The organism is Peribacillus sp. NPDC058075, assembly GCF_042885195.1.
GTDB lineage: Bacteria > Bacillota > Bacilli > Bacillales > DSM-1321 > Peribacillus.
This window is the reverse complement of record NZ_JBHVSL010000002.1, coordinates 172104-193317: the sequence shown is the minus strand read 5'-3', so window position 1 is coordinate 193317 and position 21214 is coordinate 172104. Positions and strand designations below refer to the sequence as shown.

Annotated in this window: 16 protein-coding genes, 2 pseudogenes and 1 riboswitch; of the genes and pseudogenes, 12 read left to right on the top strand and 6 right to left on the bottom strand. The window is 40.3% G+C overall.

Going from position 1 to position 21214, the window contains the following annotated elements; all coding sequences use genetic code 11:
- Nucleotides 1–96 precede the first annotated feature (96 nt).
- Both ACFVS1_RS18675 and ACFVS1_RS18670 read right to left on the bottom strand, forming a co-directional pair.
- Nucleotides 97–1746: a M14 family metallopeptidase gene (locus tag ACFVS1_RS18675; RefSeq protein WP_387549668.1), complete on the bottom strand. Its 1650-nt coding sequence runs from the start codon at nt 1744–1746 to the stop codon at nt 97–99.
- 196 nt (nt 1747–1942) lie between these two features.
- The gene (locus ACFVS1_RS18670; RefSeq protein WP_352923845.1) at nt 1943–2305 is read right to left on the bottom strand and encodes a DUF1450 domain-containing protein; all 363 of its coding nucleotides are present in this window, start codon (nt 2303–2305) and stop codon (nt 1943–1945) included.
- A 251-nt stretch (nt 2306–2556) separates the two neighbouring features.
- Between ACFVS1_RS18670 and ACFVS1_RS18665 the strand changes: the two genes are divergently transcribed.
- From ACFVS1_RS18665 to ltaS, 5 genes are all read left to right on the top strand, one after another.
- Nucleotides 2557–3507: an ABC transporter permease gene (locus ACFVS1_RS18665; RefSeq protein WP_387549666.1), complete on the top strand. Its 951-nt coding sequence runs from the start codon at nt 2557–2559 to the stop codon at nt 3505–3507.
- Complete coding sequence (locus ACFVS1_RS18660; RefSeq protein ID WP_387549664.1) at nt 3500–4447, top strand: iron chelate uptake ABC transporter family permease subunit; 948 nt, start codon at nt 3500–3502, stop codon at nt 4445–4447. The genes ACFVS1_RS18665 and ACFVS1_RS18660 overlap by 8 nt, the downstream gene beginning before the upstream one ends.
- On the top strand, nt 4441–5199 hold the full coding sequence (locus ACFVS1_RS18655) for an iron ABC transporter ATP-binding protein (RefSeq protein WP_034310071.1): 759 nt from the start codon (nt 4441–4443) through the stop codon (nt 5197–5199). Before ACFVS1_RS18660 ends, ACFVS1_RS18655 begins: the two co-directional genes overlap by 7 nt.
- Nucleotides 5200–5409: 210 nt before the next feature.
- Nucleotides 5410–6354 carry a siderophore ABC transporter substrate-binding protein gene (locus ACFVS1_RS18650; RefSeq protein ID WP_483878258.1) on the top strand — a complete coding sequence of 315 codons (945 nt, stop codon included), beginning with the start codon at nt 5410–5412 and terminating at the stop codon, nt 6352–6354.
- A gap of 1098 nt (nt 6355–7452) precedes the next feature.
- On the top strand, nt 7453–9423 hold the full coding sequence (ltaS, locus tag ACFVS1_RS18645) for a lipoteichoic acid synthase (protein WP_387549659.1): 1971 nt from the start codon (nt 7453–7455) through the stop codon (nt 9421–9423).
- Nucleotides 9424–9480: 57 nt separating this feature from the next.
- On the opposite strand, the pseudogene ACFVS1_RS18640 reads toward ltaS, so the two are convergent.
- Nucleotides 9481–10101, bottom strand: a pseudogene (locus ACFVS1_RS18640) (RraA family protein).
- Nucleotides 10102–10441: 340 nt separating this feature from the next.
- Nucleotides 10442–10621 (bottom strand): hypothetical protein, encoded by a 180-nt coding sequence (locus ACFVS1_RS18635; RefSeq protein ID WP_095390863.1) that lies wholly within the window; start codon nt 10619–10621, stop codon nt 10442–10444.
- 118 nt (nt 10622–10739) lie between these two features.
- On the opposite strand from ACFVS1_RS18635, the gene ACFVS1_RS18630 reads away from it, so the two are divergent.
- The 7 genes and pseudogenes from ACFVS1_RS18630 to ACFVS1_RS18600 all read left to right on the top strand — a co-directional run bounded on the left by ACFVS1_RS18630 (nt 10740) and on the right by ACFVS1_RS18600 (nt 17787).
- On the top strand, nt 10740–11069 hold the full coding sequence (locus ACFVS1_RS18630; protein WP_352923837.1) for a DUF948 domain-containing protein: 330 nt from the start codon (nt 10740–10742) through the stop codon (nt 11067–11069).
- A gap of 187 nt (nt 11070–11256) precedes the next feature.
- Nucleotides 11257–11572: pseudogene (locus ACFVS1_RS18625) on the top strand (DMT family transporter).
- A 53-nt stretch (nt 11573–11625) separates the two neighbouring features.
- Complete coding sequence (locus ACFVS1_RS18620; RefSeq protein ID WP_387549656.1) at nt 11626–12159, top strand: YhcN/YlaJ family sporulation lipoprotein; 534 nt, start codon at nt 11626–11628, stop codon at nt 12157–12159.
- 151 nt (nt 12160–12310) lie between these two features.
- Nucleotides 12311–13822, top strand: coding sequence for a spore germination protein (locus ACFVS1_RS18615; RefSeq protein WP_387549654.1), 1512 nt, complete (start codon nt 12311–12313; stop codon nt 13820–13822).
- Between the two features lie 23 nt (nt 13823–13845).
- On the top strand, nt 13846–14946 hold the full coding sequence (locus ACFVS1_RS18610) for a GerAB/ArcD/ProY family transporter (RefSeq protein ID WP_352923832.1): 1101 nt from the start codon (nt 13846–13848) through the stop codon (nt 14944–14946).
- Nucleotides 14943–16022: a Ger(x)C family spore germination protein gene (locus ACFVS1_RS18605; RefSeq protein ID WP_387549651.1), complete on the top strand. Its 1080-nt coding sequence runs from the start codon at nt 14943–14945 to the stop codon at nt 16020–16022. Before ACFVS1_RS18610 ends, ACFVS1_RS18605 begins: the two co-directional genes overlap by 4 nt.
- 85 nt (nt 16023–16107) lie before the next feature.
- Complete coding sequence (locus tag ACFVS1_RS18600; protein WP_387549649.1) at nt 16108–17787, top strand: glycoside hydrolase family 13 protein; 1680 nt, start codon at nt 16108–16110, stop codon at nt 17785–17787.
- 49 nt (nt 17788–17836) lie between these two features.
- On the opposite strand, the gene ACFVS1_RS18595 is transcribed toward ACFVS1_RS18600, so the two are convergent.
- Nucleotides 17837–19288, bottom strand: a complete 1452-nt coding sequence (locus ACFVS1_RS18595) for an amino acid permease (protein ID WP_387549647.1) — start codon at nt 19286–19288, stop codon at nt 17837–17839.
- A 95-nt stretch (nt 19289–19383) separates the two neighbouring features.
- Nucleotides 19384–19568, bottom strand: a riboswitch (Lysine riboswitch).
- A gap of 255 nt (nt 19569–19823) precedes the next feature.
- A complete protein-coding gene (locus ACFVS1_RS18590; protein ID WP_352923827.1) occupies nt 19824–20786 on the bottom strand; it encodes a LacI family DNA-binding transcriptional regulator in 963 nt (320 codons plus the stop codon).
- Between the last annotated feature and the right edge of the window lie 428 nt (nt 20787–21214).

Below are 21214 nucleotides of genomic sequence, written 5' to 3'. Positions count from 1 at the left end.
TGTCAGGCGCATCGTCCCAACTGAATAAAGGAGGGGGGAAACTAAAAACGCTTTGGCAATGAAAGCTGCCAAAGCGTCATTTAGAAACTATAAAAATCATTTAACTGGTAAGGAAGATGGCTGCATATAGCGGTAAATCGGCAGTTCTTTTCCCTTTGCAGCCGGGATGAAATGGAAGGTCACATAGCTGTCAATGCCTTCAGGTTCTAGGGCAAGGGAGATGAAGTTGGCATCAGGCTGGGCCATGTCGAAAACATAGCTTCCTTTAGGGAAATCCCGAGTTTTTGAAGTAACGGTGGTCGTGACTTCCCTTGTGGAATGTCCGCTTTCCAGTTCAGCGGAAACTTTTAAATCATCGACCCTATAGCTTTCAACAGCTACTTTCATAGGTCTTTTTAATTTTTTCACTTCCACTCCCAATAGCTGAAGTTTCTTGGCGATATTTTCATATTCAGGTGGAAGGATATAGGCTGTCGGACGATCTCTTACAAGGGTAGGGTAGGCATCGGTGGAATCCAGCCAATCGATGGAGGCATCGACCATTTTCGCTTTCGCTAAATCGACTACAGTCAGTTTTTGATTCTTAATCAATTTATTTTCGCTGATGATGACAATTTCATCGTTATCATTTGCTTTTCGCCCTTTTTGCACGACTTCGGTTTCTGCCTGTTTAACGGCCTTTTTAACTTTATTGGCCTGTTCGGCTGCCGTTTTGATGAATGCTGCCTGTGCTGTAGCTTGTGCAAAAACACGTCGTTTAAAATCCGTACGGCCGATATTGATTCCCCTTGTTTCTATTAAATAGGTCATTGTATTTTTCAAACCGAGGGCGTTTCGGCCAATCCGGGCTTCTGTGCTTCCTTCTGTGGCGGTAAGGACTCCATCATCTGAAGTTGCCAGTGTATAGTAATCGTGATAGGAAAGCTTTTCTTGGTCCAATGTTTTAAAAACATTAGGCAAAAGCAGTTCATCGGAAGCTTTTCGAAGCTGCTTGGGAATATTTAAATTTTTGGCTGAGGAGATGAGTAAATCATAGGAAGCGATCGATCCATTTGCTCCCACTTTTTTCAGGGGGGCAGGATTCACTGTATATTCATGTACATCCAGAATGACTTCTGGTTCATATTCATCGATTGACTGATGAATCGTCTGCACTTCAGGATACTCCACTTTTAAGTAGTCCCTATTCGCATCCATGTCATTTGCGGTATATCGTTTGAAATAATAAGAGCCATCAGGATTGACTCGTGGAACGATGGCAACATTCACTTTATCTAGGACATCACCAAGCTTGCCTTCAGCCAGCCATTGTGCAAGGACTAATGTAGATTCACCTGAAGCGGGTTCATTGCCATGAATCTGACCTTGAATCCAAATCAATGGTTTATGGGAATTTTTAATCGGTCTTTTTGAATCCTTGCTGAAAAGAAGCATCGGGATGTCGCGTCCTTCTGTGGATTTACCTATCGTCTTGACCTGGATGTTTTTGTTTTTATGGGAGAGGGACTTGATGGAATCCAACATTTCTTCCTGGCTCGTAAAGGCGACTTTGTTTGGTTTAAAGGCAGGGGTCTTGAAAGAAACATTAGGGTCAGGGAAAAGGTGGGAGAGGTTTTCTGGTTGAATGTAGCTTGGACCATTTCCGTAATAAGGGGTGAATTCTTCCGCCTCGGCTATAGGGCCAGGCAAGCTAGTGACAAGACCTAGTGTTACGACTGAAACGATGGTAGGAATGATTTTTTTCATGGACGTCCTCCTGTCTATCTTTTTCCATAAATTATCATATTTCAGGCTATTTATACAGTGAAATCGTAGGAAATAGTGAAAAATAGGAAGTAACGACTAGATTCATAATGCCTTTTAATAGATGTTCATCACCTGTATTCTGTATAATTACAGGTAAGTAGTCAAAATGACACGGAACAAGCAATTTTGGTCCGTATCATTTCAATTCATCATGTAACCGATTTAAAAGATCATGTGAATCTTCGCCACTCATAATCTGGCCGTTCACTTTCGCATAGGGGGTTTTCTGACAAAGTTTACACTCACTCAAACATTCATATTCCTTATAATGAATCCTTGGATTCGCTAAGAATTCGCCATAATCGGAAACGGTTTGTTCATTAAGGAAGCGGTCAAGATTGTTTTGGCAAAATTCAATCTGGTTTTTCGCCTTTTTTGAGAACACTTTGGATAGCAAGTTTTTCATCATATCGCTTCTTTCATTGGAAGAGTAAATATTTGTTATTTTGATTTTATCATTTCCTGTAACGAAATGCATGATTGGTTCATCCAAATTCATTACGATCTTACTATCCGGAGAATATCAAAGTAATTCCCTTGTATATATTGACACATGTCTAAGAAATGATAGAATAAGAATGACTGATAATGATAATGAATCTCATTATCACGAATGGAAGAACCTTGTAACTATTGCAGCTTCATGAATTCCATTTCAATAGGTGACTTTGCGATAGTCTTTATTCAAATATATTTAATTAAAAATATTATCGCTGTATTAAAGTGAGATAGGAAGAGTAGGAAATGTAGATGAAGATAAGATATTTAGTCATGGCTTTATTTGTTTTATCATTTACGTCATTATTCATTGGTGTAAAAGATATTACCCCCCTGGATTTATTGAATCCAAGTGATGATAAAGTGCAAATCATACTGCAAAGCCGTTTCCCTAGAATGGTGACCATAGTCATTGCCGGTATTGTGATGAGTATAAGCGGTCTGATCATGCAGCAATTGAGCCGCAATAAATTTGTATCCCCGACGACTGCCGGTACCATGGACTCTGCAAGGCTTGGACTTCTTCTTGCCATTATCATTTTTCCATCGGCAGCACTTATTGAGAAAATGGCATTCGCTTTCATATTCGCTTTGGCAGGTACATTCTTGTTCATGAAAATTCTTGATCAAGTGAAATATAAGGATACGATTTTCATTCCATTGGTTGGTTTGATGTTTGGTAATATCGTCGGATCCATCTCGACTTTCTTTGCCTATAAATATGATTTGATTCAAAGCCTCAACACATGGATGAATGGGGATTTCTCGATGATCATGTCGGGAAGGTACGAACTTATATATGTAAGTATCCCTCTTGTCATTCTCGCATACTTCTTTGCCAATAAATTCACTGTGGCAGGGATGGGTGAGGAGTTTGCTATCAATCTAGGACTCAATTATAAGCTTATAGTCAATTTTGGGTTGATCATCGTGGCATTATCCTCCACTGTCGTTTTGTTAACGGTGGGAACGATTCCTTTCATAGGATTGATCGTACCAAATATTGTATCCCTTTACCTTGGTGACAATTTGAAAAAGAGTCTTTCTCATACAGCATTGCTAGGGGCAGTATTCCTATTGATCTGCGATATTCTGGGCAGGATCCTCATATATCCATTTGAAATCCCGATCGGACTCGTGGTTGGTGTGATAGGAAGCGCCGTATTTATCTATTTGATAATGAGGAGAAAGGCATATGAATAATAAAAGCAGGATCATTATATTGGCTGCTCTTGCAGCTGCTTTAACGGCAGGTTATATCTTTTGGGACCTTGGCCCGAATTGGGATTATGCACTGCCGAGAAGGGTCATAAAAATCATCGCCATCATCGTGGTGGGTTGTGCAATAGCTTTTTCAACAGTGATTTTCCAGACGGTCACGAATAATAAAATCCTGACACCAAGCATTTTAGGGTTGGACTCCATGTATATGCTGATCCAAACTGGAGTGATTTTCATCTTCGGTTCAACGCATATCATGATCATGAATAAAAATCTCAATTTCCTGATTACACTTGCAGCCATGCTTATTTTTGCAAGCCTGCTGTTCAAGTTCATGTTCAAGAAAAGCCGCAATATTTACTTCCTTTTGCTGATTGGTATCATCTTCGGAACCTTATTTGGCAGCATGTCTTCATTCATGCAGGTATTGATTGACCCGAATGAATTTCAAATCATTCAAAATAAAATGTTCGCCAGCTTCAATAATGTCAACACGGACCTGTTAACGTTAGCTATTATCCTCATGATAGCGGCAATGATCTATTTCATGAGATTTTTGAAGTATTTGGATGTCATGTCCCTTGGGAGGGACCAAGCCATAAACTTAGGTGTGGATTATGATTTTGTCACGAAGCGGGTTTTAATTGTCGTTACGGTTTTAATCTCCATTTCGACTGCCCTGATCGGTCCGATCACGTTCCTCGGATTGCTTGTTGCAAATGTGGCTTATCAATTCATTAAGTCTTATCAGCATAAACATATCATCCCGGGTGCCATGCTGATCAGTGTGATTGCCTTGGTCGGCGGCCAATTCATTGTAGAGCGGATCTTTACGTTTTCCACGACATTAAGTGTCATCATCAACTTTGTCGGCGGTGTCTATTTCATCTATCTTCTATTAAAGGAGAATAAATCATGGTAGAAGTGAAAAATTTATTCAAAAAATATAATAATAAAACGGTTGTCGAGGATGTTTCCATTGAAATAATGAAAGGGAAAATCACATCCTTCATCGGTCCCAATGGAGCGGGGAAAAGTACCGTTCTTTCGATGATCAGCCGTCTCATTACCCGGGATTCAGGAGAAGTCCTGATCGAGGGTAAGGATATGGGGAAATTCAATAGCAATGAACTTGCGAAAAAGATTGCCATCTTAAAGCAGGCTAACCATATCAATATCCGTTTAACGATTCGTGAACTCGTCGCCTTTGGCCGTTTTCCTTATTCACAAGGCAAACTGACGAAAGAGGATTGGAAATACGTCGATGAAGCGATTGAATATATGGAACTTGCTGACATGCAGGATAAGTTTCTTGACCAGCTTAGCGGCGGGCAGCAACAGCGGGCCTTCATTGCCATGGTTATTGCTCAGAACACGGAGTATGTACTTCTTGATGAACCCCTGAACAATCTTGATATGAAGCATTCCGTACAAATCATGAAGGTATTGAGGAGATTGGCCGATGAATTGGGGAAAACGGTCATTATCGTCATTCATGACATTAATTTTGCTTCCTGTTATTCCGACTATATTGTCGCATTGAAGGATGGCAAGGTTGTTCATAATGGACCTACCGAACAAGTCATCAATTCCAATGTATTAAAGGAAATTTATGATATGGATATTGAAATCCAAAGTATCAATGACAATAAGATCTGTGTGTACTTCACGTAAGACAATTCCATTCGGTTTTAAATTACTTCAGTATTCGTAGCCGTCCAGAGATCACCTCGTACGCTTCTTAGGCAGCTAAGAGTTGGCGGGCGCCCAAGACTTTAGCCGCCTCCTGTTCATCTGGCAGGGAAAGCGTTGAAGGTGAACTTTGTGATGGTGAGGATTCAATATGTAATTTTAAATAAAAAATTTATTGAGGTGACCATAATGATTAAGAAATTATCCTTACTGCTTTTGGTTGCAATGCTGGCTGTAGTGGCTGCTGCTTGTGGATCAGATAAGGAAAAAGAAGAATCAAGCACGAAAAAAGAAAGTGCTAAAAGCGAAGAAATTACGGTTAAGCATCAACTAGGCGAAACGAAAGTAAAAACAAACCCTGAAAAAGTCGTAGTATTCGATATGGGTGCTCTTGATACTCTTGATAAATTGGGTGTGGAAGTGGCAGCTGTTCCTCATGATGGCCTTCCAAAATACCTTTCTAAATATAAAGGTACAACTGAAAATGCCGGCGGATTAAAAGAACCTGACTTCGAAAAAATCAACGAAATCGCTCCTGATTTAATCCTTATTTCTGGCCGTCAATCTGAAGCATATGAAGAATTAAGCAAAATTGCCCCTACTGTTTTTGTGGGTGTAGATACAACAAAGTATATGGAATCCTTTGAAGAGAACGTAACACTTTTAGGTAAAATCTTCGATAAAAAAGACGAAGCAGCTAAACAATTGGCAAGTGTTGAAGAAAACATCAATGCTTTGAAAGAAAAAGCACCAACTGACAAAAAAGGTTTAATCGTTCTTTCAAGCGGTGGAAAAGTAAGTGCTTACGGACCGGATTCAAGATTTGGAATCATCCATGATGTATTCGGAGTACCTGCAGTAGATGATAAATTGGAAGTATCGACACATGGCCAAAGTATTTCTTTCGAATACATTGCTGAAAAGAATCCTGACTACCTATTCGTTGTAGACAGAGATGCTGTTGCCGGTGATGGAGCTGCAGCGAAAGAAACGATTGAAAATGACATTGTAAAAAATACAAAGGCATTTAAAGAAGGTAACATCATTTATCTAGACCCTAACTACTGGTACTTATCAGGCGGCGGTTTAGAATCTGTTGACGCTATGGTTAAAGAAGTTTCAGAAGGCATTAAGTAATATAAATATGATTAATGAAAATCCTGTCCTCGATCGAGGGCAGGATTTTTTTATTTTTTATAATAAAGCTGGATGAAACAAATATACTAACAAAGGGGACAAAAGAATACTCGTGTACTGGTAACGAATCAAGGCACAGATGAGCTTATAAGGCCCCCACAACCCTATTAAGGGGAAATGGAAAAGGACAAACATATTCATATGCCTCTTGCCGCGCATTTGGGCTGCTGTCGAAAGAATATAACCTTTCAGGCAATATGAAAAAATCAGTTTCTTCCTATTATAATGTCAAATCCATGGATACTTGAGACATTCCGGTTCCTAGAAGAGTTTTCCAAATTGTAATGTAAGGTAATTTTGGTAAATCAAATCTTTTGTGGATGATAAAAATTGTCCTCTAAAGTAAAAATATAAAAATAATATGATCATCATTTTAAGGGGAATTTATATAAAAATAGTTAATAAATAAGCCATAGGGGAATGATGTCGATATTACACGAAATCCACTTGTTATTTTATGGGATTTCGGAACGGCAGGATGCAATTATGAACGAGTCAAACTTTTGCAGGCTTGGATTTTGAATGGGGTACAAAAGTGCGGAGGAGAGATGCATCCATGTAACCGGCACTTCAGTTCAACTGTCGAATTATCGGGAAAGGAATCCTGGGAATTTCAGGTCGAATTCAATAATTGAAGATTTATATCTTTACATATTTTGTAATGTGCTGGTTTTTTTATAAAGAGTCGTTTATAATGGAAAAGGCTCAAGGACGTGAAACTAAACAATGACTGTATTCCACGGTCACCCCATAAAGTTACGGTAATATTTATTGGATTAAGACATGGAGTTCCTATATATTTGTTATAGGTGCGCTGAACATTCGAGACGGGCGAAACTCTGTTATTTTTTCAAAGGCTTGTTCATAAGCTAAAGAAGTGTTCTGGATATAAGAGATATGGATGTGACAAAAGGTGGTTTTCACACAATCTTGACTATCCAAGTGAAAGAATGCTATTATAAGGTTTCCGATTTTCCGTCTTTTGTAAGTTTGTAAAAATTTATATAAATAAACCACTAGATTAATAGAGGTGAAAGCATGAATAATTTTCTAAAAAAAAGCCGGCATTTATTTGCAGATAACATACTAGGCTTTTTCTTTATTGCGGTAGTCTTGTTTACGATAAAAACTTATATTGGATATCGTGTTGAATTTAACTTAGGTCTTGAAAATGGCCTGCAACAGTTCTTGTTGTTCATAAATCCGATTAGTTCAGCCATTTTATTCTTTGGCTTGGCACTATTGGCTAGAGGCAAAAAATCGTTTAAATGGATCATCAGGTTGAACCTATTGATGTCCTTATGGTTATTCTTCAATATTGTATACTATCGGTCATTTACCGATTTCATTACATTGCCAACCTTGACGCAAGTGCAAAATGCCGGGGATTTGGGGCCGAGTATTTTAGAATTATTTAAAGGCCATGATGTATTTTATTTCCTTGATACGGTTCTTTTGATCGTGTTGTACAGATTCAGGGACTTTAAGGTGGAAGACTTCAAAGTCAAACGCCGTACAGTTGGATTGGTTTTCCTAGCAGGACTTGCAATTTTCGCAATCAATTTGGGACTTGCTGAAAAGGATCGACCGCAATTATTATCAAGAACATTCGACCGGAACTATATCGTCAAATATTTGGGCATGTTCAACTATACGGTTTATGATGCCGTTCAGAATACTAAAACATACGCTCAGCGTGCGACTGCAAACAGCACGGATATCGCAGAAGTCGTCAACTATACGAAAGCAACAAGCGCTGAACCGAACCCTAAATATTTTGGTGCAGCCAAAGGTAAGAATGTTATCTACCTGCATTTGGAATCGATGCAGAATTTCCTGATCGATTATAAGTTGAATGGGGAGGAAGTAACTCCATTTTTGAACTCACTTGCACATGATAAGTCAGATTTCATGCACTTTGATAATTTCTTCCATCAAGTGGGCCAAGGTAAAACAGCGGATGCCGAATTCATGCTTGAAAATTCCCTGTTCGGTTTACCACAGGGGGCAGCATTCACAAACCGTGCCCAAAATACGTATCAAGCAGCACCAGCGATTTTAGGACAACAAGGATACACATCTGCTGTGTTCCATGGTAATTACAAATCTTTCTGGAACCGGGATAAAATGTATAAGTCTCTTGGATTTAATCAGTTCTTTGATGCTAACCATTATAATATGGAAAATAAAGAGGAAGTACTGAGTTATGGGTTAATGGATAAGCCTTTCTTCAAGGAATCGATTCCAATGTTAGAAACGCTTAAACAGCCTTTCTATACAAAATTCATAACGGTATCTCATCATTTCCCATATGCGATGGACCAGGAAAAAGCAACAATCGGTAAGCAAACGACAGGCGATGCTTCCGTAGATAATTACTTCCAGACTGCACGCTATGCCGATGAGGCGCTTAAAGAGTTTTTCGTTTATCTGAAGGAATCCGGTCTATATGATAACTCGGTAATCGTTATGTATGGTGATCACTATGGTATTTCAGAAAACCATAAAGAAGCCATGTCAAAAGTGCTTGGCAAGGATGTTGGCGCATTTGAGAATGCCCAATTGCAACGTGTACCATTATTGATTCATGTTCCGGGTGTTGAAGGCGGGGAAATGCACCAATACGGAGGACAGATCGACCTTCTCCCTACTTTATTGCATCTGTTAGGAATCGAATCTAAAGATTATGTACAATTCGGTTCCGATTTATTGTCAAAAGATCATAATGAAGTGGTACCTTTCAGGAATGGTGATTTTGTTACACCGGATGTCACTGCCATTAAAGGTAAATACTACGATACTAAAACAGGGGAATTGGTCGAGGAAAATGATGACATCCTCAATTATAAAAAGAGAGCTGAAACGATGCTCAATTTATCCGACCAAGTAGTGAACGGTGACTTACTCCGTTTCTATACTCCAAACGGCTTTAAACCGATAGACCCTACTGATTATGATTACACTTATGATGAAGAAGGTTCAAAGGAAGACGAAAAGACCGATAAATAAGGCTAATGAAAAAAACAGGCAGGAAGCCATCGCTTCCTGCCTGTTTTTTTATATGCGTCATCCTTTATTGGTCATCATGGCAATATACTTTCTAATTTCATCAGGCTTCCCTGCGTATTTTTCTGCACGCTGTTCGTCTTTCATGATTTTATCCTTTGCTTTGACCAGGATTTCTTCACCCTTGGCTTGCGGCACGACCACGACTCCATCTATGTCCCCAATGATGATGTCCCCTGGAAATACGGTGACACCTCCACAGGAAATGGGGACATTGGTTTAGCCTACACCTGCCTTGCCGCTAGAGGCAACCGTCGTCCCTTTGCTGAAAACAGGGAAATTCAGTTCTTTAATTGCTTCTAGATCGCGAATGACTCCATCAACAACGAGGCCGCCAATTTCCATGGTCTGCATCATGCCGACAACAAAGTCTCCTGCTATAGCGCGGTACGTATCACCCTTGCTGTCAACGACAATTATATCCCCAGGCCTTGCTTGTCCGATTGCTTTTAACACGGCTGAATTATCACCGACGGGAATCTGTACGGTCAAAGCTCGTCCGGCCATACGAAATTCTTCTTTTAAGGGTTTTATTTCCGATTCCAGATTGCTCAGTCCTTCCATTGCATCCGAAATCGCCGTGGTGGGCAAATTCCTGAACTGTTGAATAAGAGTATCCATGACTATGATTCCTCCTTAAGAGTTAATGAATATAGCTTGATTATACACAAATTTTGAAATTTTCTAATAAATTTTCGTTTGATAAAATGGTAAATGTAGTGTAATCAATATATGAAGGGGAGAGAAGTTCTTCTGTCACAAGGGGGTCAAGTCAAATTCCTTATTAATCAATCGATTGATTAAACTTTATAGATCATCGTGGGTTTGAAATTCTTTGGCAGTAAGGGTGAAGTCCAACGCGACGGCCTGTTGTCTGCTTGGTTCCGTATGTACTTCTGAATGTTGCTTCCTGATGCGGGTGTCAGCGAATAAATCCATAGTGATTGGCTATTTACAATCTTCAAAGCAGGAGCAGAATCAAGACGGATGTTGCCAGTGTAAGCCAAAGGGGGCTGAAAACTTCTGGATGAATGATTAAAAAAATGATTCCTGCAATAGTGGCTGCCTGCTGTATGGTCATATGTCTGATGAATTGGATTCCAGCTTTAAAACAGGCTTTAAGCAGAGGCATTTGATTCATTTTCATTCCTCCTTTTTCTTACAATAATATGACCAGGCATAAAAGAAAATACATGGATATTCGTTTTCTGCCCAATTATTACGGGTATAGTAAAGGTAAAATAAAAGGAGGAATCTAGGTGATCATTGTATATATTAGTCTTGCCCTCTTTATCGGATCGATTATTTATTTAGCGTTTTTTGCTTTTAAAACGTTTAAGGGTTCCAAACCGACAATTGAAAATGTGACTGAAACCGTTACACGCATCCAGGCCAAAACGGACCAGATTAAATCGGAGACGGACCAACTCGCCATGACACAGCAAGAAATCACTGAAGATGTTCAATATAAAAAAGAGTCCGTACAATATACGGTGGATGCGGCTAAAGAAATACCTGAACCCTTTAAAAATATATGGTTTTCAATAAAAGGTGACAAGTGGAAGCTTAGAAACAGAAGCGATGCATAAGTGTTTGACCTACTTGAAATATACATGATAAAGGATGGAAATGATAAGTTTCTAGGGTTCCTCGGTTGAATTTTACCGGATGGTCCAAGGGAAACGCGCAGGAATATGCGTACACGGAGGGGGAAAAAGCCCGGGAGGTTATGATTTATGACCTTTCGGGCTTTTTTTGTAATTCGAGGGAAGATAGGTGGCATGGATTCAATTGGTGATTGCAGGATTATTTGAAGTGGTATGGGCGACAAGTTTAAAGTATACCGAGGGTTTTACGAAATTATTGCCTTCTATTGCAATCGCCGGTATGGTCATTTTTTTTATTTTTTATCATCAGCGATAAAAACCCTGCCTATGGGAACAGCGTATACAATTTGGACCGGAATAGGGCCCTTGGAGCTGTTCTGGTAGGCATCATCGTATTTAATGAGCCTAAGGATGCAATGCGTTTTGTATTCGGAGGTTTCATTTTGGTGGGAATTATCGGCTTGAAGATAACTTCTTCTGAATAAACTATCCACTCCTCGCAAATAGTAATATTAAATGATTTTGAGGAGTGATGAATGTGAATTATAAAGTGATCGTATCAAGTGCAATGATGGCTTTAGTGATTACAGGTTGTGCAACTAATGATAAAGAAGGTGCCAGTGAAAATCTTGGCCTGAACCGTACCCATCAGGATAATTTAGATAATCCGATGAATGTAAGCGACACAAGGCAAAATGTTAATGACAATAACGATAACGATAACGGTAATGGCATTAACGATATGAGGGTCTCCAAGGATATCTCAGATCAAGTCGAAGCCATGAAGGAAGTAAGTAACGCAAGTGTCATCGTGACTGAAAATAATGCTTATGTAGGGGCAGTATTAAAAGATGGCAGGGATAAGGATATCACGAATGATCTTAAAGAAAGAATTGCTGATAAAGTAAGGGAAGCGGATCCATCGGTAGACCAAGTCTATGTGTCGGCAAACCCGGACTTTGTTCAAAGAATGGAAGGGTATGCGAATGATATCGAGAATGGAAAACCCATTGCAGGATTCGCTGAAGAGTTCCGTGAACTTGTAACGCGGATTTTTCCAAGCCCAAGGTAATCAATAAAGAATGAAGACGTAAAGACTTATCCGGTGGATGCCGGATAGGTCTTTTCCTATTTTAAGGATATCGGTGAATCATGACTAACTTTAAATAGGGTGGTTACAATAATCGAATGAACGATAACTTTGGACAGGCAACGGGGGTGGAATGGTGAGGTTTTTTAAGGGCAGGAGGAAAATGGATGCAGCATCCTTTCAGGTTACTTCCAAGAATTTTCTGGAACTCCTTAAAAAGTTTAAAGCGTCTAATGATTTTCTTACCTTCCAATTCCCGGATGGTGATGGCTATACCATCTCCTACTTCAATTCACTGGTTAGTGCACAAGAGCTCCATGAACAAGTATTGGCAGTCATGTCGAATCAACCAAAGAAGGTCCTTAAGCAACTAAAAGGCGATATTCCGATGGAAGATATGAAATTGACGGCTGATCTAAAAGACATTCAAAGGTTGGTATTGGCCGGATCAGTCATGGTTCAATACAAGCAAGATGATGAAGTGTGTTTGCTGATTCCATGTGTTCATAGTGTGAAAAGGCAAATTTCCACACCTGAGTCGGAGTATACGGTCGTTGGGTCAAAGGAGGCATTTGTTGAATCGCTTGATTCGAATTTGAATCTGATCCGTAACCGGTTGCCCACTCCTGAATTGCAGTCCAAGGAATTTCGGGTCGGGAGCATCTCGCAAACAAGATTAGCGGTACTCTACATAGATGGGATAGTAAATCAACAAATCGTTAATACAGTCATGCAAAGAATAGAAGATATAGAATATGATACGATCGTCGATATTTCGTTTGTAAGCCAGATGATCACGGATAATCGGAATTCGATGTTTCCACAACTGATTGATACGGAGCGGCCTGATCATCTGGCCAGTGTATTATCGGAAGGGAAAATAGGAATCATGCTGGATGGATCTCCTCATGCATTAGTTGGCCCCAATACCATCATTTCGTTCTTTTCGTCATTTGAGGATTATTTTCAAATTTGGAATCTCGGTACTTCATTCCGTTTGATTCGGCTTTTCGCGGTGATGTTTTCCGTGTTGTCTTCACCTCTGTATGTTGCCGTTTTAACGTATCATTATCAAGTGATTCCAACGGATTTGCTGCCTATCCTAATCTCTTCCAGGGGCGTGATCCCTTTTCCGCCGATTTTGGAAGCGATCGTGCTGGAAGGGACAATCGAATTGCTCAGGGAAGCAGCTGTCAGGCTGCCTGCTAAGGTAGGCTCGACCATCGGAATTGTTGGCGGTATTGTCATCGGTACAGCAGCAGTTGAAGCGGGATTTGTCAGTAATGTCTTGTTGATGCTTGTCGCTTTGGCTGCCTTGGCTTCATTTACGGTGCCTATTTACCAAATCAGCAATACGATTCGCCTTATCCGCTTTCCTTTTCTAATTGCAGCGCAGTTGTACGGACTGTTTGGAATTGCTTTATGCAGTGCATTCATTTTAAGTCATTTATTGAGATTGACTTCGCTTGGCAGTCCTTATTTAGATCCTCTTTACCCGTTAAGAATTCATGACTTTAAAGATAGTCTGATTCGCCTCCCTTTTTCAAAACAGAAAAAACGCCCTCAGTTTCTGCGGACGGAAAATCCACTAAGGATAAGGAAGGAGGCGGAAACGCGAAACTCCCATAACGATATTGATGAATAAGGTGTAGAAAGCGGTGAGAAGGTATGGAAGTCAAACCAAATGAAACTAAACAAATATCTCCATTTTTTGTTTTTTTCCTCATGCCCGGCATGCAGATTGGAGTAGGGATATTGGGGTTTGAACGAATCATAGCGAAAGAGGCTGGCCAAGACGCATGGATATCGGTCCTCATATCAGGGTTGATCATAAATGTTCTGCTTTGGATGTGTTTCAGGCTTTTAGGCAGGGGTCCCCAAACAATTGACTTGGTCGCCATCCACAAGGATTTGTTTGGTAAATGGGTCGGAAATGCTTTCAATATTTTATTCATCCTCTACTTTATAATGATCTCCATCCTTCTTATCAGGACTTATTTAGAAGTCATTCAGGTTTGGATGTTCCCTGGTGTCAATGTCCTGATGTTAATAACCATCATTCTTATTCTCGTGTATAGTTTTGTGGAGGGAGGCTTCAGGGTCATAACTGGTTTTTGCATAATTGGGCTTATTATCGGATCGCCATTATTCCTTTTGAACTATTTCCCATTGAAGTATGCCCACTTTGAAAATTTGGGTCCTTTTCTTGATCATTCCTTTTTGGAAATCATGAAGGCCTGTAAGAAGATGACCCTGAATTACCTTGGATTTGAATTACTCCTCATTTATTATCCATTCATTAAAAATCGTGAAAAATCTCAAAAGTGGGCCCACTTAGGGGCGTTGTTTACTATGTCAATTTATTTAGTATCCATTATTGTTTCATTAGCCTACTATCATCAAGATCAACTGAAAGATGTAATCTGGGCAACTTTGACGTTATGGAAAATCGTAGACCTTCCATTCATTGAAAGGTTCGAATACATTGGGATTTCCGTTTGGCTGTTCATGGTGCTGCCGAATGTTTGCATAGGGGCCTGGGCAGCAAGCAGGACAGCGAAAAGAGTATTTGGATTTAGACAGAAAAAGATGTTGGTATTCATTCTGGTGATCATCTTAGTTTCCTGCATTTTTTTGGATAACCGCTATAGAATCGATAAGTTTAACACGATCAGTTCTCAAATTGGTTTTTATATCGTTTATTTGTATCTCCCTCTTTTATTCATATGGCAGTCGATCGTCTATAAAGTTAGGGGCCATAAATCGTGAAAATCAAACTTCTCTTGATAACATTAGCAGGCTTTTTGATGACGGCGTGCGGCGTGGAAAAGCAAATATTAGAAGATATTTTAATTGCTGAAGTCGTAGGTTATGATGCCGAAGACAAAAAAATCAAAGGGACGGTCGTTGTCAGCGTTCCTCAGCCTGGGGAGGAAGCAAACCTAGGTAAAGAAGTATATGAAGCGGTCTCCCATGATATAAAGGCAGCCCGCCAGCAGGAAAATGCAAAAACACCATTCCCGATTGTCGGCGGGAGACTGAATGTCATTCTATATGGTGAAGAATTGGCAGGCAAGGGGTTGAATGATTATGTTGATACATATAGGCGTGACCCAATGGTGGGAAGGGATTTGTATTTAGCGGTCGTTCAAGGCAAGGCGGAGGATCTAGTTAAAATGGAGCCGAAGTTGATTAAAACTCCAGGGGTTCAAGTGAAAGAGCTGATCGAACAGAATATAAGGACTAATTTGCCTGATGTAGATCTTCATAGGTATTTATATGCGTGTCATGGTAAAGGAATCGATCCAGTCTTGCCCTTATTGGAAACAGCAGAAGACCAAATACGGGTAAAAGGGATCGCCTTGTTTAAGAAGGATCGTTATATTGGTAAATATATTCCTTATGAGGACGGCTTTTTATATAAAGTCCTTAGTGAAAACTTTAAGATGGGGAGTTATGAAATTAAATGGAAGGAAGATAACTTTACTGATATCAATAACGTGGAGTCACGTGTCCGTTATCATATTTCGAATGCCAATCAAGACCCCGAGGTCAGGATTGAAGTGAAATTAAAGGCGAGTCTGCTAGAGGTCCAAGGCTATGACTTGGGCAAAGCGGTCGACCTGAATAAAATAGAGACCAAGGCAGAGCATGTCATTGGTAAAAAATTAAATAAGATGGTAATTATGTTTCAAGAGAACAATATAGATCCTATTGCACTCGGTGATCATGCAAAAAGTAAAACAAGAAATTTCGATCAAAAACATTGGGAGAAGGCATATCCCCATATTCCAATCGAGGTGGATCTGGATATTGAAATGATTCAAACGGGAATAGCTGAATAAAAGTAGAATATTCTGAAGTTTCCCCCTTTATAATAGGGGTATTGGTGTAATGATTATATCAATGCGGCTAAAAAGGGGGAAAGACATGGACCAAGCATGGTGGAAAGAAGCAGTTGTGTATCAAGTGTATCCAAGGAGTTTTATGGATAGTAATGGCGATGGGATAGGGGATATAAACGGGATCTTTATGAAGCTCGATTATTTACAAGAGCTGGGAGTGAACGTGATATGGCTATCCCCTGTTTATCAATCTCCCAATGATGATAATGGGTACGATATCAGTGATTATCAATCAATTATGACTGAATTCGGGACCATGGCAGATTTCGATAGGCTGTTGAAGGCGGTTCATGAACGTGGAATGAAGATCATGATGGACCTGGTGGTCAACCATTCTTCAGATGAACATCCGTGGTTCAAGGAATCCCGATCCTCAAAAGATAATCCGAAACGTGATTATTATATTTGGAAGCCTGGTAGGAACGGGAAAGAGCCAAATAATTGGGAGTCCATTTTTAAAGGTTCAGCATGGGAATATGATGAAGGAACAGATGAATATTATTTACATTTATTCAGCAGGAAACAACCGGATTTAAACTGGGAGAACCCTAAGCTCCGTGAAGAAATCTACAGCATCATGACTTGGTGGCTGGATAAGGGTGTCGATGGCTTCCGGATGGATGTCATAAACTTCCTTTCAAAAGATCAAAGCTATTCAGATGGATCCATTCATCATGAGAAGCAGTATGGTGACGGAAGCCCGTTTTTCCTGAATGGCCCGCGCATACATGAGTTTTTGCAGGAAATCAATCAGCGGGCACTTTCTGGATATGACGTGATTACGGTTGGGGAGATGCCAGGCGTCACACCGGAGGAAGCGCAATTGTTCACAGGTAAAGATCGTGGTGAGCTACATATGGTCTTTCAATTCGAACATATGGATTTGGGGAGCGGACCAGAAGGGAAATGGAGTAACGATCAATGGAAGCTAACCGATTTAAAGCGAATTCTCTCCAAATGGCAGACTGGTTTGGAGGGGGATGGCTGGAACAGTTTATACTGGAACAACCATGATCAGCCCCGGGTTGTCTCAAGGTTTGGTCATGATGGAAAGTATCGCATTGAAAGCGCTAAGATGCTTGCCGCTTGTCTTCATATGCTTCAGGGTACACCTTATATATATCAAGGGGAAGAGCTTGGCATGACCAATGTGGCATTTGAGGGCATCGATGAATACCGGGATATCGAAACATTGAATTCATATGACGAACTCGTCAATTCTCATGGCTGGTCAAAAGAGCGGATGATGTCAGCCATCCACGCTCGCAGCCGCGATAATGCGAGAACACCGATTCAGTGGAATGACTCCCGGAACGCAGGATTCACGCAAGGGGCTCCTTGGATTAAGGTTAACCCCAATTTTTCCGAGATTAATGCAGAAAAGGCCTACAATGATCACAATTCCATTTTTCATTTTTATAAAAAGCTTATCCAATTACGCAAGGAACATGATATCGTCGTTTATGGCCGTTTTGAACTGCTGTTGCCGGATGATGAACGAATATTTGCCTACACGAGGTCATTTGAAGAAGAAAAGCTGTTGGTGCTATGCAACTTTAAAGAAGAGCATGCTCCCTATACTTTGCCTGAAGAGCTGCATGCCTATTCTGCCACAAGGCTGATCGGGAATTATGATCAGGAGGAAGAAGGAATCTCCAGCAAACCCATGCAACCTTATGAATGCCGTGTTTATCATTTGAAATGAAAAAAGGACCTGTTCTTCTCCGATTAGGGAAGAGCAGGTCCTTTGCGTATTATTTTGATTTAAGATCACATTCCTCAAGGGGAATGATTTTCGTTTTATGCTTAATTTTATAGCCGATCCATAGGACGAAAAATAGAATCAAGCCAATGTAGGAAACGAACATTGAATTCCAGTCAATCCCATTGCTGCTGAAAGCCTGATAGCCTTGTCCGATGATAATGATCATACAAAGGACAAGTGCGAATATAGGCCCGAATGGGAAGCCTTTTGCACGGTATGGTAAATCATTGATATCAAGGCCTTGTGCAGCGTAGGCTTTGCGGAACCGATAATGGGCAATCGCAATCCCTACCCAGGTGACGAATCCCGCCATGCCTGAAGCATTCAATAACCAGATATAAACGACGCCATCACCGAAAAATGAAGCTAAGAATGCAACGCAGCCAACTAATGAAGTCACGATAAGTGCATTCACAGGTACGCCTCTTTTATCTAGCTTGCCTAGGAATTTCGGTGCTTTCCCGTCACGTGCCAAGTCCCATAGCATACGGGTTGAAGCGTACATGCCAGAGTTACCTGCAGAGAGTACGGATGATAAAATGATCGCGTTCATGATGGATGCAGCAAATGCAAGGCCGGCACGTTCAAATACAAGCGTGAATGGACTTACGGCAACATCTTGACTCAATAAACGTGAATCCGTAAACGGAATGATCATTCCAATAACGAAAATTGCAAGGATATAGAACAAGAGGATGCGCCAGAAAACGGATCTGATCGCTTTAGGGATATTTTTTTCTGGATCTTCACTTTCACCAGCAGTCACTCCAAGCAATTCGGTTCCTTGGAATGAAAAGCCGGCAGCCATGAATACGCCAAGAATCGTGAAGAACCCTCCGTTAAAGGGACCTTCGCCCATCGTGAAATTGGAAAAACCAATTGGGTCATTCCCACCCATGATTCCGAGAATGATCAGTACACCCGTAATCAAGAAAATGATGACTGTCACGACCTTGATCATGGCAAACCAGAATTCCGTTTCCCCGAAACCTTTAACTGACATGTAATTGATAAGAAACATAGTGATTAACGCAATGGCACTCCAGATAAATGAAGGGCTATCCGGGAACCAGAACTTCATAATTAAGACAACGGCTGCCAATTCGGCGGCAATGGTGATTGCCCAGTTATACCAGTAGTTCCAACCAATCGCAAAACCGAAAGATGGATCGACGAATTTGGATGCATAGACACGGAACGAACCGGCCACCGGCATGAACGCTGCCATTTCTGCAAGACTTGTCATTAAGTAATAAACCATGATGCCGATGACCGCGTATGCCACCAAGGCACCGCCGGGTCCGGCTGAATGAATGGCACCGCCACTTGCTAAAAATAAACCTGTTCCAATCGTTCCACCTAATGAAATCATCATTAAATGACGCGCTTTCAGGCTCCTTTTCAGTTCAGTAGGGCTTGATGGTAATTGTGAATTTGACAATTGATGTTACACTCCTTTTTATTGGAAGGGAACGAAAAATAAAAAACAGCAGTCGAAAAAGATCGACGGCTGTTTATAATAAACCCGTTTATCCTTCCGAAGATAGCTCCCCACGCTTTTTGAAAAAACGTGACAGTGGTGTTCCTGTTCGGTAACACCGCCAGCAAGAATATACATGGAATATACCCTAACTTCGGCAACTTATCCTTTCAAACGGAGTCTTTAATTTTCCAGAATCTCGTCCGTCTTACTTTTATAAGCTGCAGCCTCTAACTCATCGGTAAATGAGGAAGTATTCAATTTTCTAATATCGTTGCGCCAATTTGTAAGTGACGTCGTACGATTGTACTCATGAAATGCATGCAACCGTTAATAGATTGCTAGTAATTGAGTAAACTTTACTATATCAAAATTATAAAATAACTTCTGGGATATCGCAATGATTATTTTGTGTGGTTATTTTTTCCTAGTAAATGAAAGATGGCAATAAGGAAAGATTCAAGTGATAGTATACCAAAAAAAAGCATCCTGATAACTAAACGGTACTCCTTTTTATAAGGGCATAGTCCAGTTTTACATGTTTGACCACTTCAGGATTCTCAAATAGATCCACTGCCATTTTACCAATCCATTCTAGTGGTAAGGAAATGGTTGTGATGTCAAGCATTTCACTCAGGCTATCATTATTGAAGCCGAGAATGGCCACATCTTCCGGTACCCTTGTACCCGATTTCTTAGCGGTAAGAATGAAGCCTGCCGCCGTGTCATCATTCGTGATGATGAGAGCTTCAGGTTTGTCCGTCATTGAATTCCAATCCTGAAACAATTGTTCACCGTCTTTGATGTGATAACTGCCTTCAAACAGCCATTCCTTATTGTTTATCAGTTTATGTTTTCTCATGATATCGTTAAAGGCCTTTGTACGATGGGAACTATTTCTGCTCTTTTTACGGCCGAGACTGTATCCGATTTTTTTATATCCTTTAGTAATTACGTACTCAAGGGCACAGGAAAAAGCGGCATAATGATCTATGCTGATGGATGAGAATTCGGCCTGGGCTGTATCTTCACATAAAATAATCGGTCCGTATTTTTGATAATCCAAGAGGATTTTCATTTCCAAAATCCTTGAACAAACGATGATGCCATCGAGCTGCTTCATTTGCAGCATATTAAAAGCCTGGATTTCTTTCTCTCTGTCATAATTTGTTTGAAAGATGACGATATGACAGCCGATTGCATTTGCCTGTTTAGTGATTCCGTTAACGATTGCTCCGTAATATGGATGATTGTTGAAGGGAATGATGATGCCGATAAGATTGGTCTTGCCTTTTGAAAGATGAATGGCGTTAATGTTTCTCGTATAATTCAAACGATCGATCGCTTCTAAGACGCTCTTTCTTTTATCGGGGCTTACATATGGATGATCATTCAATACACGGGACACTGTTGAGACAGATACACCGGCACATTGAGCTATTTCTTTAATATTTGTCATGGTATCACCGTTTTTTCTTTTTATATATTGTACAATATGAAACCCATTTCAGGGCAAGAGATCAGAGTGAGCCTGCTGAAGATTTCTTCATATAAGGTCTTGTTCTGGTATTGGTTTCATCCTTTAAGATGGGTATAAGTCTTAGAGGAGGAGGAGATCATGATGTTCCAAACCTTAATCGCCCTGTTTGTGCTTTGTGGAATTGAATTGGGATTTGCGTATTTGGCAGTTTCCCTGAAACAGGAAAAATGAGTGGCAATGCACTCGAATGCGTGAGATCCCCACATTTACTTGTGAATTTTACGTCGTCCCGAAATAGTCCCCATGGTTTATATTCACCATAAAAACTCCACAATATAAATATAACTTCATTGTTACGTTTCATGTATGGAAAAACTGACTGTCAGAGAACTCTCCAGGGGAGATTC

What these genes read in the sequence shown, in the direction of transcription:
- ACFVS1_RS18610 (WP_352923832.1), top strand. Translation starts at nt 13,846, where the DNA reads ATGGAAGTCAAACCAAATGAAACTAAACAAATATCTCCATTTTTTGTT.
- ACFVS1_RS18600 (WP_387549649.1), top strand. Translation starts at nt 16,108, where the DNA reads ATGGACCAAGCATGGTGGAAAGAAGCAGTTGTGTATCAAGTGTATCCA.
- ACFVS1_RS18635 (WP_095390863.1), bottom strand. Translation starts at nt 10,621, where the DNA reads ATGAATCAAATGCCTCTGCTTAAAGCCTGTTTTAAAGCTGGAATCCAA.
- ACFVS1_RS18670 (WP_352923845.1), bottom strand. Translation starts at nt 2,305, where the DNA reads ATGAATTTGGATGAACCAATCATGCATTTCGTTACAGGAAATGATAAA.
- ACFVS1_RS18655 (WP_034310071.1), top strand. Translation starts at nt 4,441, where the DNA reads ATGGTAGAAGTGAAAAATTTATTCAAAAAATATAATAATAAAACGGTT.
- ACFVS1_RS18675 (WP_387549668.1), bottom strand. Translation starts at nt 1,746, where the DNA reads ATGAAAAAAATCATTCCTACCATCGTTTCAGTCGTAACACTAGGTCTT.
- ACFVS1_RS18665 (WP_387549666.1), top strand. Translation starts at nt 2,557, where the DNA reads ATGAAGATAAGATATTTAGTCATGGCTTTATTTGTTTTATCATTTACG.
- ACFVS1_RS18615 (WP_387549654.1), top strand. Translation starts at nt 12,311, where the DNA reads ATGGTGAGGTTTTTTAAGGGCAGGAGGAAAATGGATGCAGCATCCTTT.
- ACFVS1_RS18660 (WP_387549664.1), top strand. Translation starts at nt 3,500, where the DNA reads ATGAATAATAAAAGCAGGATCATTATATTGGCTGCTCTTGCAGCTGCT.
- ACFVS1_RS18590 (WP_352923827.1), bottom strand. Translation starts at nt 20,786, where the DNA reads ATGACAAATATTAAAGAAATAGCTCAATGTGCCGGTGTATCTGTCTCA.
- ltaS (WP_387549659.1), top strand. Translation starts at nt 7,453, where the DNA reads ATGAATAATTTTCTAAAAAAAAGCCGGCATTTATTTGCAGATAACATA.